Below are 17,480 nucleotides of genomic sequence, written 5' to 3'. Positions count from 1 at the left end.
AACCATAACCGCCCGTGACTGTGGATAAAAATCTGGTCGGACGGGTATCGCCTGATGATTTCTGTTACTGCTGTTTCTGCTGACGCGCCGCGCGGCGATGACGCCACACTTCGATGACACCCGGCAGAATAGACAGCAGGATAATCGCCACAATCAGCAGCTTAAGGTTTTCCTGCACCATCGGCATGTTGCCAAACAGATAACCGGCATAGGTAAACAGCAGCACCCACAGCAGCGCGCCCGATACGTTGTAGATTGAAAAATGACGATAGGACATTTTACCCATTCCGGCCACAAACGGCGCGAAAGTACGAACGATTGGCACGAAGCGAGCAAGAATAATCGTTTTCCCACCGTGACGCTCGTAAAATGCGTGGGTCTTATCAAGATAGCTGCGACGGAAAATTTTCGAGTTCGGGTTACTGAACAGCTTATCGCCGAACAGCCGCCCGATAGTGTAGTTCACCGCATCGCCAATAATCGCCGCTACCACCATCAGTGCCACCATGGTGTGAACGTTAAGATCGTTACCCGGCAGTGCAGCCAGCGCGCCGGCCACGAACAGCAGCGAATCGCCAGGCAGGAATGGCGTCACCACCAGCCCGGTTTCGCAGAACAAGATCAGGAACAGGATGGCGTAAACCCACACGCCGTACTGCGCCACCAGCTCCGCGAGGTGGACGTCGATATGCAAAATGAAATCGACAATAAAACGAATCAGTTCCATAAAGGCTTCCTTTAGAAATCCAGGCCAGATTAATCCCCGAGGAACAAAGGTCCCATCGGTGGACGTGGTAAAGCAAAACGATCGGGGTAATCCACCGCGACCAGATACAACCCTTCCGCACGCGCCGTCGCGGCCGCCAGCGTCCGGTCTTTCGCCGCTAACAGCTCAGCCATCCAGCCTTCATGCTGATTTCCGCAGCCGATTTCCATCAGGCTGCCGACGATATTGCGCACCATGTGGTGAACAAAGGCGTTGGCTTTGATATCCACCACCACGTAAGCGCCGTGGCGGCTGACGTTCAGATGCATCACGTTACGCATCGGCGTGCGCGACTGGCACTGCACGGCACGGAACGAGGTGAAGTCGTTCTCGCCCAGCAGGCACTGACCGGCACGCTGCATTTTTTCCACATCCAGCGGATGATAAAAATGGGTCATGCCGCCGCCGAGGATCGCCGGGCGCAGCCGCTGGTTATAAATCACATAGCGGTAGCGCCGCGCGGTGGCGCTGAAGCGCGCGTGGAAGTCATCCGGCACCGCATGAACCCAGCGCACGGCGATATTGCCAGGCAGATTCGTATTGGCGCCGAGGGTCCACGCGGCGTCCTTGCGCTGCACGGTGGTTTCAAAATGCACCACCTGCCCCGTGCCGTGAACGCCCGCATCGGTGCGGCCAGCGCAGAACACCACCACCGGATGGTTGGCGACTTTTGACAGCGCCTTTTCCAGCTTTTCCTGCACGCTGCGCACTTCGTTCTGTCGCTGCCAGCCGTAGTACTGGCTGCCATCATATTCAATGCCCAGTGCCAGCTTATACACCGTCTGTGGCACGTTGATGTCCGACATCAGTACATATACTCCTGCACCAGCCTCTCGGCCGTTTTCACCGCCATCAGCGCGCCGCCGAAACGCACATTGTCCGCCACCGACCAGAACTGCAGCAGCTCCGGGATGCCGTAATCGTTACGCAGGCAGCCGATGCTCAGGTGCGCACTGCCGGAGGCATCGCCCACCGGCGTCGGATAATCCGTTTCATCGGTCACGTTGATATCTTCTGCTTCCAGCAGGATTTCACGCGCTTCTTCTGCCGAAACCGGGCGCAGATTTTCGATATGCACAATCTGGGCATTGCCGTAGAACACCGGCGCCTGCACGGTACTGACCGCAATAGGCAGACCTTCGTCCTGCAGCACTTTACGCACCTGCTCCACCAGCTGACGCTCCTGCGCCACGCTGCCTTCCGCATCGGCCAGCAGCGGCAGCAGGTTAAACGCCAGCTGGCGGCCAAAGTGGCTCTCTTCCACCGGCATACCGTTCAGCAAGCGGGCGCTCTCACCGGCCAGCGAATCCACCGCCACTTTGCCGTGGGAGGATACAGCCAGCAGATTGGTAACCTGCAAACGTCCCAGTCCGGCGTTATCTATCAGCGGCTTGATCGCGCTCAGCAGCTGGCTGGTTAAACCGTCCGCCACGGTCACGATATTGCGGTTGCGGTAGTCGGCCAGCACCTGCGGGTTAACATCCGGCACCACCAGCGGCACATCCGGCTCCAGCGCGAACAGATCGCTGCTGTCAATCACCAGGCATCCGGCGTTGGCGGCATCATCCGCATAGCGGGCGGAGGCTTCACGGCCGGCGGCAAAAAATGCCAGTTGCACCTGCGACCAGTCAAAGTCTGCCGCATCGGTTACCCGCACCGATTTACCCTCGAAGCGCAGCACTTCGCCCGCGCTGCGCTCGCTTGCCAGCAAATACAGCTCACCAACCGGGAACTGGCGTTCAGCCAGTAATTCCAGTAAAGCTCCCCCTACTGCGCCTGTCGCACCTAATAGCGCGATATTCCAGCCGTCAGACATGTTGGTTTACTCCAGATAATGACATAAAAAAAAGTGCGGTGTCGGAACACCGCAATGTTTCAGAATACTTCCCATAAAGGGAGGGGAATGCACGGTTTTACAAATACTTACTCACCGGTCGCATTAAAGCCCAGTTTCGCCAGCAGCGAGGCCGTTTCGGCGTTGTCGCACTGTACCCGCAGCGATGACCATTCACGACGTTCCAGATAGTTCTTCCGCAGGCGGTCAAACTCACCTGGAATCGCGGCCACATGGCGCAGCGGTGCGTCATCACGGCGCACATCATATACCAGATGTACCAGACGTTTCAGCGTTGGCTGATCCAGCTCGCCGCGCAGGGTAATGGTACCGAACTCCGGGGCGGGTAGCAGGGTGTCCAGCGGCACCTGCTGCGGCTGGCCGATAAACTGCGTCCAGGCTTCAAACACCTGAGTGGTACCGCGCGCCTTCCCTTCCAGCGTGTAACCGGCGATGTGGGCGGTAGCGATATCCACTTTATCCAGCAGCGGCAGCGACAGTTCCGGCTCCGGCTCCCAGACATCCAGCACTACACTCAGGTCGTCGCGCTGCTCTAATACGTTCAGCAGAGCTGCGTTATCTACCACCGGGCCACGGCAGGCGTTGATCAGGATAGTGCCGGGTTTTAACGCTCGCAGCAGCGCCTCGTCGGCGATATGCAGTGTCTGGTAGGGTCCCTGCTTGAATAGTGGAGTATGGAAGGTGAGCACATCGGCCTCGGCCACCAGCCTTTCCAGCGGCAGGAATTCGCCCGCATCACCACGATCCGCACGCGGCGGATCGCACAGCAGCGTGCGTATGCCCAGCGCTTCAAGCCGCGCCTGCAGGCGCCCGCCAACGTTACCAACGCCAACAATACCGACGGTGCGATCTTTCAGCAGGAAGCCGTCGCGCTCGGCCAGCAGCAGCAGCGCGGAAAAAACGTATTCCACCACGGCAATGGCGTTACAGCCGGGGGCCGCAGAGAAGGCGATATTCTGCTGGTTGAGGTAGTCCTCGTCGATATGATCGGTACCCGCCGTTGCCGTACCGACAAACTTAACCGACTTACCGTCCAGCAGCGCGGCATTCACTTTGGTGACGGAACGCACCATCAGGCCGTCGGCATCATCCAGCTCCGCCGCCGGGATTGGGCGCCCGGGAACAGCGACCACGGTGCCGGTGCGGCTGAACAGTTCGCGCGCATACGGCATATTTTCATCAACGAGGATTTTCACTAGCGGTATCCAGTCTGGCTCAATAAGGAGCGCTATTCTGCCATAAAGCCCCCTGCCGAATAACCCCCCGTTTGCCCGAAAGCCGCCCCCTCAGATACGCTGGCGATAGCGCTCCGGCGTGGTGCCTGACTGCTGATGGAACATCACGATCAGCGCCGAAGCTGAACTGTAGCCCAGCTCCAGCGCCACCTCCTGCACGCTTTTACCCTGCTCCAGCAGCGCCACGGCATGCAGAAAACGCAGGCGCTGCCGCCATTCGCTGAACGACATTCCGAGCAGCGCCTGGCAGCGGCGCGACAGTGTGCGTTCGGTGGTGTACACGCGGCTGGCCCACTGCGCCAGCGTGGTGTTATCGGCCGGATTCAGCTCCAGCGCCTGTAACACCGGGGCCAGATATTTATCGCTGGTCGAGGGCAGGTAGCTGGGGCCGATCTGTGCCTGACGTAGCTGATCGAGCAGCACCTCCCCCAGACGGCGATCTTCTGCCGTTTCCGGCACCAGCAGTTCGCGCGCGGCAATATCATCCATAATGGCGTGCACAATCGGGCTGACTCTGAGCAGGCAGGCACGATCGGGCAGCTGATGGCAAAGCGAACCGGCGACGTTCAGCGTGCGGAAAAACGCCTGCTTGTGGTTGTAGCTGGCGTGAATCTTTCCGGGGGGTATCCAGATGGGAATATTGGCCGGAGTCAATAGGCGCTCGCCCTCTACCTGCATCTCCAGCACGTTGCATTTTACAAAAATCGCCTGGCCCCAGCTGTGGCTATGGGGCAGATACTCCGTCTGGGCATTGGTCTGCTCATAGCGGAAAAACAGCGTCATCTCGGCAGCATTCTCCGGCGGGGTGTAAGTCAGTTGCTGAATCATCTTGTCCGGTCCCAGAGCAATGATGTCTGATTATCATTATTTGTTTTCAATGAGACAATATTACACTGGCCTCCCTGGACTGTGAAGACAACAACGCGAGAACCTGATGAATTTTATGTTTCCCCTGCTGGCCGTACTAATCTGGTCAATTAATGCCATCGTCAGCAAAATGTCGGCCAGCGCGATCGATCCTGCGGCTATCTCCTTTTATCGCTGGCTGATTGCCCTCGTCGTGCTGGCTCCCTTCGCGCTGCCCGGCGTCTGGCGGCATCGGCAGCAAATCGCCCGGGTCTGGTGGAAACTGCTGATCCTCGGCCTGTTGGGCATGGTGCTCTATCAGAGCCTGGCGTACTTCGCCGCGCACAGCGTCAGCGCGCTGTTTATGGGCATTCTTAACGCGCTGATCCCGCTGCTGACGGTACTGCTAAGCATTTTTATCCTGCGGCTGTCACCCACCGTGGGCATAATGCTGGGCAGCGTGCTATCGTTCGGTGGGCTGGTGTGGCTGGTGAGCCAGGGCAATCCGGCGCAGCTGCTGACGCACGGCATGGGCAAAGGCGAGCTGATGATGTTTGCGGCGTCCACCTCTTATGCGCTGTACGGTGTATTAACCAAACGCTGGGCGATCCCTCTGCCGAACTGGCAGAGCCTGTGGATGCAAATCCTGTTTGGCGTTCTGCTGCTGACGCCCGGTTTCCTGATGGCACCGGATGTGTCGCTGAATATGCAAAATATTCCGCTGGTCCTTTTTGCCGCTATCCCAGCCTCGATCGTCGCGCCATTTGTCTGGATTCAGGGCGTGATGCGCCTCGGGGCCAGTACCGCCAGCATATTTATGAACCTGGCACCGATTTTTACCGCGATTATCGCCGTGGGCTTCCTGCACGAAAGCCTGCACGCATACCACTTTATCGGCGGCGGAGTGACCCTGCTTGGTGTGATCCTCGCCCAACAGCTGAGAATGCCGCTCAAGCGCAGCAGCAATGATAAAAAACAGGGATAATGCGCCTTATTCCCGCCCGGTGGCCTTTCGATCCCCGGGGGGGATTGTTATCATATGGCATTATTTCTCTGTTACGGCACGCCCCGGAACCCGACTGAAGGATTTTCGCCATGCAACCGTTAAGTGGCCCCGGAGCGCCATCTCCTGGCGATCGTCCGACGCTCGCCCCTCTGTCCGATACACCGCGCAGCGCCACCGGCGATCAGCCGCTCTCCCCAGCCCAACGCACCACGCTGGAGCGCCTGATCGTCAAGATCATGTCTCTCAGTTCGCTGAAATCCGTAGAACTGTGGGCCGGGTTGCGTCATGAGGTGGGCGTTAAGAACGATGCCGGACTGCTGGCTCGCCATTTTCCGCTGGCCGAACAGTTCCTGAATACCCGTCTGGCTCAGGTACAGAACACTCACGCTACCCGACAGCTCCAGCAGCAGCTGACCGGACTGCTGCCCGCCGGAAACAATCGCCAGGCAGTAAGCGACTTCATCCGTCAGCAGTTTGGCCAGACCGTGCTCAGCTCGCTGAATCCCGATCAGCTGCGTCAGGTGCTGACCATGCTGCAGAACGGGCAGATGACCATTCCGCAGCCGCAGCAAAGCCGGGTGACCGATCGCTCCCTGCTGCCGGCCGAGCATCAGGCGCTGAATCTGCAAATCGCCCGCCTTGCGGCCGCAACCGGCGAGTCGCCGGTGAAGCTGTGGGCGGCGCTGATGAAGGTGGTGAACCTGCACAGTGGCGATCCGATCCCATCACGATTCTTCCCGCTGCTGACCCAGTATCTGCAGGTCAGCCACACGCTGAGCCAGCCCGGCAGCCCGACCCTGAGCCAGCTAATCGCGGCACTGAAGCAGCCGCCGGATGCCGCCGAACTGCGCCTGCTGGAGGATCACTGCCAGCAGCGCTTTAACGCGCAGCCACTCACGCTGTTGAGCACTGCACAGGTGCAGGATCTGCTCAATGCGCTGTTTAAGCACCGCGCCGCGCAGCTGCGTGCCGGGGAAGATGTGACGCCGCAGCCGCTGTGGAGCACGCTGCCGCCCGTGCTGCAACCCTTTACCCGCCGCCCGGTGTTTACCGCATTTTCCCTGCTGCTGCTGGTTGTGCTGCTGCTGTGGGCTTTGCTGTAACGGCACCCGAAAACCTTCAGCAACTGGTCTGAAACACGCATTCAGCTGCTGTTACCAGGCAGCCAGGCGTTAATTTTCGACGCCCAACAACAGCGGCTCTTCGGTTCTGTCAGCGCAGTGCAGCAATGGCAGTCACCGGCAGCGGTTTAGCCGTCAGCGTTATGAAATGCGGTCGTTTGCCCTTGTTTAGCAGCCGCAGTCGGCTAGCGCTGCCGAATCCGGCCAGCTGCCCGGCACGTCACCAGTGACTACCGGATGGCCGTCCCGCAGCCAGAAGTCCAGCCCGCCGATCAACTCTTTGACCTGAAATCCCGCCGCCGCCAGTTTCCACGCGCCCTTTGTGGAGCCGTTGCAGCCGATACCGTCGCAATAGGTCACGTAGACCTTGCTGCGATCGAGCGCCGCCAGGGTTTCGGCGGTCATGTTGCGATGTGGAAAACTGACAGCCCCACAGATATGCCCGGCCTGATACTGCTCCGGGGAGCGTGTATCGATTACCACAATCTCTTCGATCTCCTGCAATAAATCCTGCGCCAGATCCCAGGCATCCGCATACCAGGCCAGCTTTTGCCGCAGATGGGCTTCGCTCTGCTCCGGTGACAGCGGCGGGAACTGTAAAACGGCGGATGACGTCATAATAAATATCCTCTTGAAGTCAGTGCTGCCATGATAGGACCGGATTGGCCTTAATAGTAAGACCAGTAATCAACAGGGAATAAGACCCATATGCCGCATAACGCCGTACCGTACCTGGCACTGTTGGGGCAGCAGCAGGCGGCCACACTGCGCGAACGCGTCTGCGCGATGCTGCGTAAAGCCATCCGCAGTGGTGCACTTGGCCATGCTGCACGTCTGCCCTCTTCCCGCCTGCTGGCGCAGGATCTGGCGATATCCCGCGTAACGGTTGAGGCGGCCTATGCCCAGCTGGAGAGCGAAGGTTATCTGACCCGGCAAACCGGACGCGGCACCTTTGTGGCACAGGGCCTGCCTGGCGCTCCCGTCCGGCCGCTGACTTCCCCACCGGTGCAGCTTTCCACCCGCGGTCAGCTGATTTATCGCGGCGGCGGCTGCGAAGATCCGCAGTTTCCCCAGGCCTTTGCCGCCGGTTCCCCCGATCTGCGCGCCTTTCCGCACCGCACCTGGCGACGGTTAATGCAGCAGCGGCAGCGGCTTGAAGGCGAAAAGCTGATGCGCTACGGCGATCCGCAGGGATTACCGCAGCTGCGAGAAGCGGTGGCGGACTACCTTGGCCAGTCGCGCGGCGTAAGATGCAGCGCCAGCCGGGTGATGATCCTCACCAGTTCACAGCAGGCGCTACAGATGATTGCGCTGCTACTGTGCGACAGCGGCGATCCGGTGTGGCTGGAAGAGCCGGGCTACTCCGGTGCGTGGCACGCTTTTCGCAGCGCGGGCGCGCGGATTGCCGGTATCAGGGTGGATGAGCGCGGCGCAATCCCGGAGGACGAAGGCACACCGAAGCTGGTGTACCTGACGCCTTCACATCAGTATCCCACCGGGGTGACACTCGGCCTACCGCGTCGGCTGGCGTGGCTGGAGTTTGCCCGCCGCAGCGGCTGCTGGCTCATTGAAGACGACTACGACAGCGAATTTCACTACGACAGCAACCCCCAGCCTGCGCTACAGGGCCTGGAGGATAATGCGCGGGTGCTGTACCTCGGTACCTTCTCCAAGGTGCTGTTCCCCTCTCTTCGGCTGGCGTATCTGGTGGTACCCGATGCACTGATCGCGCCGCTTTGCCGCCTGCGCAGCATGATGGACGGCCACAGCGCGCAGCTGATGCAGGCGGTGACCGCCGATTTTATTCAGCACGGCCACTTTGCTGCCCATCTGCGGTTAATGCGCCAGCTGTACGGCAGCCGCCGCGATCTGCTGTGCCGGGAGCTGGCGGAAAAACTGGGTGACAGGCTGACGCCGCTGGTCCATCAGGGAGGATTGCAGCTCACCGTGCAGTTAAACCACGGCGGTGAACAGCGGCTGACGCAGCAGGCCACAGCGCAGGGGCTGCTGCTGCCGCGCCTGTCGCCGCTCTATCATCAGCAGAGCAGCGAGGCGCATGAGGGATGGATACTGGGATACTCGGCGCTCCAGCCGAATGAAATTACCCGGGCGGTCGATAAGCTGGCTCGTCTCAGCTACTGACCGCGCTGCGGGCGAAGCTCAAGGTAACGACGATGCCCAAGGCGGCGCAGGCGGCTCCGGCAAGAAACACCGAACCGTAGCCGAAAGTGGTGGCCAGAATACCGGTCAGCGGGCCGCTGGCACCGTAGGCGATATCCTGGAAGGCGGAAAATCCGCCCAGCGCGGTGCCGCGCACCTGGGGTGCGACTCGCTTCAGTACCTCAACGCCCAGCGACGGGAATACCAGCGAACAGCCGCAGCCGGTCAATGCGGCCCCGGCCAGCGCCACCCAGCCGTTCGGCGTAATGCCCAGCAGCAGCAGGCCCAGCGCCTCAACGCCCAGCGAGACCAGCGCAACCCGCGCGCCGCCCAGCCGGTCCGGCAGACCACCGAAGAAAATTCGCACCATCACAAACGCCACACCAAACGCGGTGAGCGCAAATCCGGCATTGCCCCACAGGCGGTCGGCAAAATAGAGCGAGGTAAACGTACCAATTACCGCAAACCCGGTGCCCTGCAGCGCCAGCGCACAGCCGGGCTGCATAATCTGCCCCACCACTTTCCACAGCGAGGGGCGCTCCCCGCCCAGCACCGGTACCGGCCTGATGCTGACGTTAATCAGCAGCGCCACCAGCGGCAGCAGGATCGTCGCCGCGCCCAGCGCCATAAAACCCCACTGGCTGTGCAGCATCAGGCCCAGCGGTGCCCCGGCGGCCAGCGAGCCGTAAATCGCCATGCCGTTCCACGACATCACCTGACCGGAGCGTTTCGCCCCCACCAGCCCCATTCCCCAGGTCAGGTTGCCGGTCAGCAGCAGGCTTTCTCCAAAGCCGAGCAGCAGCCTGCCCGCCACCAGCAGCGCAAACTTTCCGGCCACCGGCAGCGGCAGAAAAGCCGCCAGCAGATAAGCTACACCGACCAGTGCCAGTGAGAGGATACCCTGCACGGTGGTACGTTTAGCACCGCGCTGGTCCGCCAGCCTGCCGGCATAGCCGCGCGTCAGCAGCGTGGCGAAAAACTGAATGCCGACCGCGACGCCCACCATCACGTTGCTGAGGCCCAGCTCCTGATGGACATAAAGCGGGATCACCGGCAACGCCAGTCCGGCGGTCAGATAGGTGAGAAAAACGGCAAACGAAATCCGCGCCAGCTCGCGGGTAGCCTGCGCGGGGCGCGCTTCAACACTGACCGACATGCTTACTTCTCCTGAGGAAAACCCGTGCTGTCCGCTGAAGATGCGGTGACATCATGGAATTTTTTTTTCAAATATAAAAATATTGGCTTTTAAATTTCATTACGTCAATAAATGAAAACAGAGTTCGTGAGATGCTTCGCATTCACCATTTTTGCCGGGTTATCTGCATTTTGTATTAAAATAACGTAATTATTTCTAACTTTAATTGCGCTCTGCGCGCGGCAGCAGAGGAGTGAAATGCGATGATTCTCGCAGTTTCGATAATAAAATCGCCTGATAAATACGCTAAATGACCATTTCTGCCCGAGAAAGAGGATAACAGAAGAAAAATGATAATTAATTGTTAATGAAAAAATAATAATTAACAAAATATCAACTTTAATTTGGTGTAAAATTACCACAAAACCATAATTATTAACAATTACTTAACCAAATAAATTACAAAAATAAACACAAAAAGTTACCGATCACATAATTCTCTTCTGCTCAGATCCTCTGCAAATCGTTCTTGCTATCCTGGTGCCGTTGTTAAAACCCCCGTTACCTGACAAAAACACGCCCTACAAAACAAAGGTACTGCTATGAAATTCAATCTCGCATTACTGAATGCATGTGTCGTTTCCGCCTGCATGCTGTTAACCACCCCGCTGATGGCGGCGGAAAAACATGATATTGCGCTGGTCGCCAAAGTGACCGGCATTCCCTGGTTCACCCGCATGGCCGTAGGCGTGGATGAAGCGGCGAAAAAACTTGACGTCAACGCCTATCAGGTGGGGGGCTCCACCGCCGATCCGGCACAGCAGGTCAAAGTGATTGAAGACCTGATCGCGAAAAAAGTCGATGCGATTATCGTGGTGCCAAACGACGCCAAGGTACTGGAGCCGGTGCTGAAAAAAGCACGCGATCAGGGCATTGTGGTGCTGACCCACGAATCTCCGGACCAGCAGATTGGCCAGTGGGATGTGGAAACCATCGACAGCGTGAAGTACGCACAAAAAAATATGGATGAGCTGGCCAGCGCGATGGGCGGCCAGGGCGGCTATGCCATTTACGTTGGCTCGCTGACCGTGCCGCTGCACAACGCATGGGCCGATGCAGCGATTAAATATCAGAAAGAAAAGTATCCTGACATGCACGAAGTCACCTCCCGCCTGCCGGTGGCAGAAAGCATTGATAAATCCTACGCCACCACGCTTGACCTGATGCGCACCTACCCGGACCTGAAAGGTATTATCGGCTTTGGCTCCCTCGGCCCAATCGGTGCCGGTCAGGCCGTGAAGAGCAAGCGTGCGAAAAACAAAATTGCCGTGGTCGGCATTGCAATGCCAGCTCAGGCAGCGCCATATCTGGCCTCGGGCGATATCAAAAAAGCGCTGCTGTGGGACCCGAAAGATGCCGGATTCGCGCTGGTCAGCCTGGCAGATCAGCTGCTGGACGGCAAACAAGTCACGCCGGACCTGACCATCGACGGCATCGGCAAGGCGGATGTGGATATGGAGCATCACGTGATCCGCTTCAACCGCATTCTGGAAGTCACCAAAGACAACGCAGCATCCCTCGGCTTTTGATTGATTCGGGCCAGCGCTTGCTGGCCCCTCCCCAACACCAGGGCACTAACTTATGGCCACGCAAAATACCTTTATTTCGCTGGAAAATATCAGCAAATCGTTCCCGGGCGTACGCGCGCTGGACAACGTCTCGCTGACGCTGAATCGTGGTGAAGTCCACTGCCTGGCCGGGCAAAACGGCTGCGGCAAAAGCACGCTGATCAAAGTGATCTCCGGCGTTTATCAGCCCGATAAAGGCTCGCATATCAGCGTTGACGGCAAGCGTTTCCCGCGTCTGACTCCGGCGCTCTCCTCATTCTACGGCGTGCAGGTGATTTATCAGGATCTGTCGCTGTTCCCGAATCTGACGGTGATGGAAAACATCGCCATCCACCGCATGCTGCCGGGCGGCGATCTGCTGGTCAATCGCCGCGCCATGCGCCAGCTGGCGGTGGACACCATGAACCGCATCGGGGTTAACCTCGATCCGTCACGCAAAGTGGAAAAGCTGTCGATAGCCGATCGTCAGCTGGTCGCCATCTGCCGGGCGCTGGCGGCTAAAGCCAGCCTGGTGATTATGGATGAGCCAACCGCCTCCCTGACTCGCCATGAAGTTAACGGCCTGCTGCGGGTGGTCAACGAGCTGAAGGCCGCCGGGATTTGCGTGGTGTTCGTCAGCCACAAGCTGGATGAGGTGATAGAAGTCTCCGACCGCATCAGCGTGATCCGCGACGGTAAGCTGGTCGGCACCTGGCAGGCCAGCGAGCTGGACAGCGATGAGCTGGCGTTTCTGATGACCGGCCAGCGCTTCAGCTTCAGCCACCTGCCGCAGCGCGCCGACGGCGACGAAACGCCGCTGCTGGAGGTACGCAACCTCAGCCGCCGCAACGAATATCAGAATATCAATTTACAGCTGCGGCGGGGGGAGATCGTCTCAATTGTCGGCCTGCTGGGTGCCGGGCGCACCGAGCTGTGCCTGTCGCTGTTTGGCATCAGCAAACCGGACAGCGGTGAGCTGATCGTTGACGGTCAGCCGGTGAAGCTGCGCCACAACCGCGACGCCATCCGCCACGGCATTGCCTACGTTTCGGAAGATCGCCAGAGCGAAGGGCTGATCATGCCGCAGTCGATTTTCGACAACCTGCTGGTGTCGATCTTCGATCGCCTGCGCGGCGGGCTGGGTCTGATGGATCGCCAGAAAGCGCGGCGGCAGGCGGCCGATCTGATCCGCGAACTGAATATCAAAGTCTCCGACAGCCAGTTGCCGGTGCAGACGCTCTCCGGCGGTAACGCCCAGCGCGTAGCGATCGGTAAATGGATGGCGACGCAGCCGAAAGTGCTGATCCTCGACTCGCCGACCGTCGGCGTGGATATCGCCAATAAAGAAGGGATCTATCGCATTGCACGCCAGCTGGCCGAATCGGGCATGGCGGTACTGATGATCTGCGATGAGATCCCGGAAGCTTACTACAACAGCCATCGGATACTGGTGATGCGCAAAGGCGAGCTGGTTGCCAGCTTCGCACCACACCAGTGCCGCGAAGAAGAGATCGCCGGGGTGGTCAATGAATAATAAATTACGCCAGCTTATTGGCTATCACGAGTTCTGGCTGAGCATGCTGATCCTGCTGCTGGCGGTGGGCCTCAGCCTGCGCACCAGCGAATTCTTAACCCTCGGCAATCTGACCGATGTTGCCACCAGCTATGCCATTCTCGGCATTCTGGCCTGTGGCCTGTTTGTGGTGCTGATTGCCGGCGGGATTGATATCTCCTTCCCGGCGATGACCGCCATCGCCCAGTACGTGACGGCCAGCACCATGCTGGCACACGGCGGCAATCTGATCAGCGTGTTTGCCGTGGCAATGGCCGTCGGCCTGCTGCTGGGCATGGTCAACGGGCTGCTGGTTTATCTGCTGCGGGTTCCAGCGATTATTATCACCATCGCCACGCTGAATCTGTTCTACGGTCTGCTGGTGTGGTTCACCGGCGGGACCTGGCTGTACGGCTTCCCGGACTGGTTCATGAACGGCATTAACTGGTTCTCCTTCACCGCCGCCGACGGTTATGAATACGGCTTGACGCTGCCGCTGCTCTGCCTGCTGGGCACCTTTATTGTGACCGGATTCCTGATGAACTATACCCGCCTGGGTCGGCAGATCTTCGCCATGGGCGGCAACCGCGAATCGGCGGCACGCCTCGGCATTAATCTGCGCGGCCTGCACTTACGGGTCTATGGCTATATGGGCCTGCTGGCGGGCGTGGCGGCGGTCGTTCAGGCCCAGACCACCCAGTCGGTGGCGCCTAACTCGCTGGTCGGCTACGAGCTGACGGTGCTGGCGGCGGTGGTGCTGGGCGGTACCAGCATGAGCGGCGGACGCGGCTCGCTGACCGGGACGCTGCTTGGCGTGCTGCTGCTGGCCTTCCTGCAAAACGGACTGACGCTGCTGGCCGTCTCTTCCTACTGGCACATGGTTATCAGCGGCGCGATTATTCTGTTCAGCGTCAGCGCAACGGCGTGGAATGAGAAACGCAAACAGGTTAAGGGGAATTAAGATGCAAAGTCTGCTGAAGGTTCTGCCAGGCGACCGGATTATTCGCCTGCAGCTGTTGATGATCGCCATCGTGCTGGGACTGTTTTCCCTGACGCTGGGTTCACGCTTTTTTAGTTTAGGTAACTTCCAGTCTATCGCCGGGCAATTGCCGGTGCTGGGACTGCTGGCGCTGGGCATGGGCGTCACCATGCTGACGGGCGGCATCAACCTGTCGATTATTGCCAGCGCCAACGCCTGCTCACTGGTGATGGCGGCGATTATCGTTGCCCATCCCGATCAGCCAGCCTGGCTGGCGATTGCCCTGCTGGCCGGACTGCTGCTGGCAGTGGCCATCGGCGTACTGAACGGCGTGCTGATCGCGGTTATTGGCGTTTCACCGATTCTGGCCACGCTCGGTACCATGACGCTGATTGCCGGGCTGAATATTCTGCTGACCAACGGTGCGGTGATCTCCGGCTTCCCACCGCTCATCCAGGCGATCGGCAACAGTTCGCTGGCGGGCATCCCGCTGTCGCTGCTGCTGTTTCTGGCCATCGCCGCCCTGCTGTGGCTGCTGCTGGAGCGCACCACGCTGGGCCGCAGCATCCTGCTGCTGGGTTCAAATTTACATGCAACTCGCTTTAGCGGCGTGAATACCACCCGCGTGCTGATTACCGTTTACGTTCTGTCAGCCCTGATGAGCTGGGGCGCGGCGCTGCTGATGATGTCGATGTTTAACTCGGCCAAGGCGGGCTACGGCGAGTCCTGGCTGCTGGTCACTATTCTGGCCTCGGTGCTGGGCGGCATTAACCCGGACGGCGGATTTGGCCGGGTTATCGGGCTGGTGCTGGCGCTGATTGTCTTACAAATGCTGGAAAGCGGACTGAATCTGCTGGGAGTCAGTAGCTATCTGACCATGGCGCTCTGGGGCGGTGTACTTATCCTGTTTATTGCGCTACAGAATCGCAAAAACTGATTATCGAGGGAAAAAATGAGCAGCTATTACATTGGTGTGGATGTAGGGACCGGTAGCGCACGCGCGGGCATTTTTGATATTACCGGCCGAATGATGGGCCAGGCCAGCCGCGAAATCGCGCTGTATCGCCCGCAGGCGGACTTCGTTGAACAGTCTTCGGATAATATCTGGCAGGCGGTGTGCCAGTCGGTGCGCGATGCGCTTAACCAGTGCAATATCAATCCGGTACAAATTAAGGGCCTGGGATTTGATGCGACCTGTTCACTCGTCGTGCTGGATAAAGAGGGGCAGCCGCTGACGGTCAGCCCGTCCGGCCGCAATGAGCAGAATGTGGTGGTGTGGATGGATCACCGCGCCATTGTGCAGGCCGAGCGCATCAACGCCATGCAGCATGAAGTGCTGGACTACGTGGGCGGGGTGATCTCCCCGGAGATGCAAACGCCGAAACTGATGTGGCTGAAACAGCATATGCCGGGCAGCTGGAATAATATCGGCCACCTGTTCGACCTGCCGGACTTTCTGACCTGGCGCGCCACCGGCGATACCACCCGCTCGCTCTGTTCGCTGGTCTGTAAGTGGACCTATCTGGCACACAAAGAGGGCTGGGATGCCAGCTACTTCCGCGAAATTGGCCTGGACGATCTGCTTGAGCACGATATGGCGAAGATCGGCAGCGAAGTGAAAAGCATGGGCGAACCGCTGGGCCGTGGCCTGACCCAGCGCGCCGCGCTGGAGCTGGGGCTGCTACCCGGCACCGCGGTCAGCGCCTCAATCATCGATGCCCACGCCGGGAGCCTGGGCACGCTGGGCGCCTCCGGCCCTTCCGGCGAGCTGGCCGATTTTGACCGCCGCATCGCGCTGATTGGCGGCACCTCAACCGGGCATATGGCGATCTCCCGCGAGCCGCGTTTTATCAAGGGCGTGTGGGGGCCGTACTTCTCGGCGGTGCTGCCAGATTTCTGGCTGAATGAAGGCGGCCAGTCGGCCACCGGTGCGCTGATTGACCATATTATCCAGTCCCACCCGTGCTACACCACGCTGCGTGAACAGGGCAAAAGCCAGGGGAAAACCATCTACGAGGTGCTAAACGAGCTGCTGCGTAAGATGGCTGGAGAGGTTGACCAGATCGCTTTTCTCACCCGCGATATCCATATGCTGCCCTACTTCCACGGCAACCGTTCACCGCGCGCTAACCCGCATCTGACCGGCATGCTGACCGGGCTGAAGCTCTCCCGCACGCCGGAAGATATGGCGCTGCAGTATCTGGCGACCATTCAGGCGATTGCGCTGGGCACTCGCCACATCGTTGAAACGATGAATCAGAGCGGCTACAGCATTGATACCATTATGGCGAGCGGCGGCGGCACCAAGAATCCAATCTTCGTGCAGGAGCATGCCAACGCAACCGGCTGCACCATGCTGCTGGCCGAAGAGAGCGAGGCTATGCTGCTGGGCGGCGCGATCATGGGCACCGTAGCCGCTGGCGTGTACGACACACTGCCGGAAGCGATGAACGCCATGAGCCGCATCGGCAAGACCGTGACGCCGCAGACCAACGAAATAAAACGCTACTACGATCGCAAGTACCAGGTGTTCCGCGAGATGTATCACGACCAGATGAAATATCGCCAGATGATGCAGGAGGGATCATGAGTTCCCTGCCCGACTGGCAGCAGGCTACGGCGGCCTGGCAGACCTATCGCCAGGCGCTGGCATCCCTGGAAACCGAGCTCGATCGCACGCAGTGGCAGGCGGTACTCGACGCACTGGCCAGCTGTCGCGGCAAAATTGCGGTCACCGGCATCGGCACGTCAGGCATCGCCGCGCGCAAAATCGCCCATATGCTGGCCTGCATTGAGCATCCGGCGATCTGGCTGAGCGCGGCCGACGCCGCCCACGGTGATATCGGCTTTCTGCGCGAAGAAGATGTACTAATTATGCTGTCGCGCGGCGGCAACTCGGACGAGCTGACGCGGCTGCTGCCGACGGTGAAGGCGAAAGGCACCACGCTGATTGCTGTCACCGAAAACGGCGCGTCGGCCATCGCGCAGCAGGCCGATCTGCTGCTGCTGGTGCCGAAGAGCCAGGAGGTTGACCCGCTGCAAATGCTGGCTACTACCTCGATTATCAGCGTGCTGGCGGTTTTCGACGCGATGGTGGCCGCACTGATGAGCCGCAGCGGCTTCAATAAAGAAACGCTGCTCGCCGTACATCCCGGTGGCAACGTCGGTAAAGTCCTGCGTGAAGCGCAGGATTAAGCGTTAAAAATGATAAATAGGTC

At 59.3% G+C, this 17,480-nt stretch carries 16 protein-coding genes; 9 read left to right on the top strand and 7 right to left on the bottom strand.

What is annotated here, in order from left to right; all coding sequences use genetic code 11:
• Positions 1-64 precede the first annotated feature (64 nt).
• From AC07U6_RS03560 to AC07U6_RS03540, 5 genes are all read right to left on the bottom strand, one after another.
• A complete protein-coding gene (locus AC07U6_RS03560) occupies positions 65-727 on the bottom strand; it encodes a DedA family protein (protein WP_494763243.1) in 663 nt (220 codons plus the stop codon).
• Between the two features lie 29 nt (positions 728-756).
• Positions 757-1,572, bottom strand: coding sequence for a tRNA pseudouridine(38-40) synthase TruA (gene truA, locus AC07U6_RS03555; RefSeq protein WP_494763244.1), 816 nt, complete (start codon positions 1,570-1,572; stop codon positions 757-759).
• A complete protein-coding gene (locus AC07U6_RS03550; protein WP_494763245.1) occupies positions 1,572-2,582 on the bottom strand; it encodes an aspartate-semialdehyde dehydrogenase in 1,011 nt (336 codons plus the stop codon). Before AC07U6_RS03550 ends, truA begins: the two co-directional genes overlap by 1 nt.
• Positions 2,583-2,689: 107 nt before the next feature.
• The gene (pdxB, locus tag AC07U6_RS03545; RefSeq protein WP_494763246.1) at positions 2,690-3,817 is read right to left on the bottom strand and encodes a 4-phosphoerythronate dehydrogenase PdxB; all 1,128 of its coding nucleotides are present in this window, start codon (positions 3,815-3,817) and stop codon (positions 2,690-2,692) included.
• Positions 3,818-3,907: 90 nt separating this feature from the next.
• Positions 3,908-4,684, bottom strand: a complete 777-nt coding sequence (locus AC07U6_RS03540) for an AraC family transcriptional regulator (protein WP_494763247.1) — start codon at positions 4,682-4,684, stop codon at positions 3,908-3,910.
• A 106-nt stretch (positions 4,685-4,790) separates the two neighbouring features.
• On the opposite strand from AC07U6_RS03540, the gene AC07U6_RS03535 reads away from it, so the two are divergent.
• Positions 4,791-5,687, top strand: coding sequence for a DMT family transporter (locus tag AC07U6_RS03535; RefSeq protein ID WP_494763248.1), 897 nt, complete (start codon positions 4,791-4,793; stop codon positions 5,685-5,687).
• 110 nt (positions 5,688-5,797) lie between these two features.
• On the top strand, positions 5,798-6,811 hold the full coding sequence (flk, locus tag AC07U6_RS03530; protein WP_494763249.1) for a flagella biosynthesis regulator Flk: 1,014 nt from the start codon (positions 5,798-5,800) through the stop codon (positions 6,809-6,811).
• 186 nt (positions 6,812-6,997) lie between these two features.
• Here the strand turns inward: flk and AC07U6_RS03525 are convergent, their stop codons facing one another.
• On the bottom strand, positions 6,998-7,447 hold the full coding sequence (locus AC07U6_RS03525; protein ID WP_494763250.1) for a rhodanese-like domain-containing protein: 450 nt from the start codon (positions 7,445-7,447) through the stop codon (positions 6,998-7,000).
• 90 nt (positions 7,448-7,537) lie between these two features.
• Between AC07U6_RS03525 and pdxR the strand changes: the two genes are divergently transcribed.
• Entirely contained in the window at positions 7,538-8,971 is a 1,434-nt protein-coding gene (pdxR, locus tag AC07U6_RS03520; protein ID WP_494763251.1) for a MocR-like pyridoxine biosynthesis transcription factor PdxR, read from the top strand.
• Here pdxR and AC07U6_RS03515 read toward each other — a convergent pair.
• Positions 8,961-10,145, bottom strand: coding sequence for an MFS transporter (locus AC07U6_RS03515; RefSeq protein WP_494763252.1), 1,185 nt, complete (start codon positions 10,143-10,145; stop codon positions 8,961-8,963). The genes pdxR and AC07U6_RS03515 overlap by 11 nt on opposite strands.
• Positions 10,146-10,726: 581 nt before the next feature.
• On the opposite strand from AC07U6_RS03515, the gene AC07U6_RS03510 reads away from it, so the two are divergent.
• From AC07U6_RS03510 to AC07U6_RS03485, 6 genes are read left to right on the top strand one after another with little or no spacing between them, the layout of a single operon-like run.
• Positions 10,727-11,713: an autoinducer 2 ABC transporter substrate-binding protein gene (locus tag AC07U6_RS03510; RefSeq protein ID WP_494763253.1), complete on the top strand. Its 987-nt coding sequence runs from the start codon at positions 10,727-10,729 to the stop codon at positions 11,711-11,713.
• Positions 11,714-11,765: 52 nt separating this feature from the next.
• A complete protein-coding gene (locus AC07U6_RS03505) occupies positions 11,766-13,265 on the top strand; it encodes a sugar ABC transporter ATP-binding protein (RefSeq protein WP_494763254.1) in 1,500 nt (499 codons plus the stop codon).
• Positions 13,258-14,244 carry an ABC transporter permease gene (locus tag AC07U6_RS03500; RefSeq protein WP_494763255.1) on the top strand — a complete coding sequence of 329 codons (987 nt, stop codon included), beginning with the start codon at positions 13,258-13,260 and terminating at the stop codon, positions 14,242-14,244. The genes AC07U6_RS03505 and AC07U6_RS03500 overlap by 8 nt, the downstream gene beginning before the upstream one ends.
• A 1-nt stretch (position 14,245) precedes the next feature.
• Positions 14,246-15,199, top strand: a complete 954-nt coding sequence (locus tag AC07U6_RS03495) for an ABC transporter permease (RefSeq protein ID WP_494763256.1) — start codon at positions 14,246-14,248, stop codon at positions 15,197-15,199.
• Between the two features lie 15 nt (positions 15,200-15,214).
• Complete coding sequence (locus AC07U6_RS03490; protein WP_494763257.1) at positions 15,215-16,852, top strand: FGGY-family carbohydrate kinase; 1,638 nt, start codon at positions 15,215-15,217, stop codon at positions 16,850-16,852.
• A complete protein-coding gene (locus tag AC07U6_RS03485; RefSeq protein WP_494763258.1) occupies positions 16,849-17,457 on the top strand; it encodes an SIS domain-containing protein in 609 nt (202 codons plus the stop codon). Before AC07U6_RS03490 ends, AC07U6_RS03485 begins: the two co-directional genes overlap by 4 nt.
• Positions 17,458-17,480: the final 23 nt, after the last annotated feature.

The sequence above is a fragment of the Erwinia sp. GW821-FHT03D09 genome, from assembly GCF_059420805.1.
This window is presented reverse-complemented; position numbering and strand designations above follow the sequence as displayed.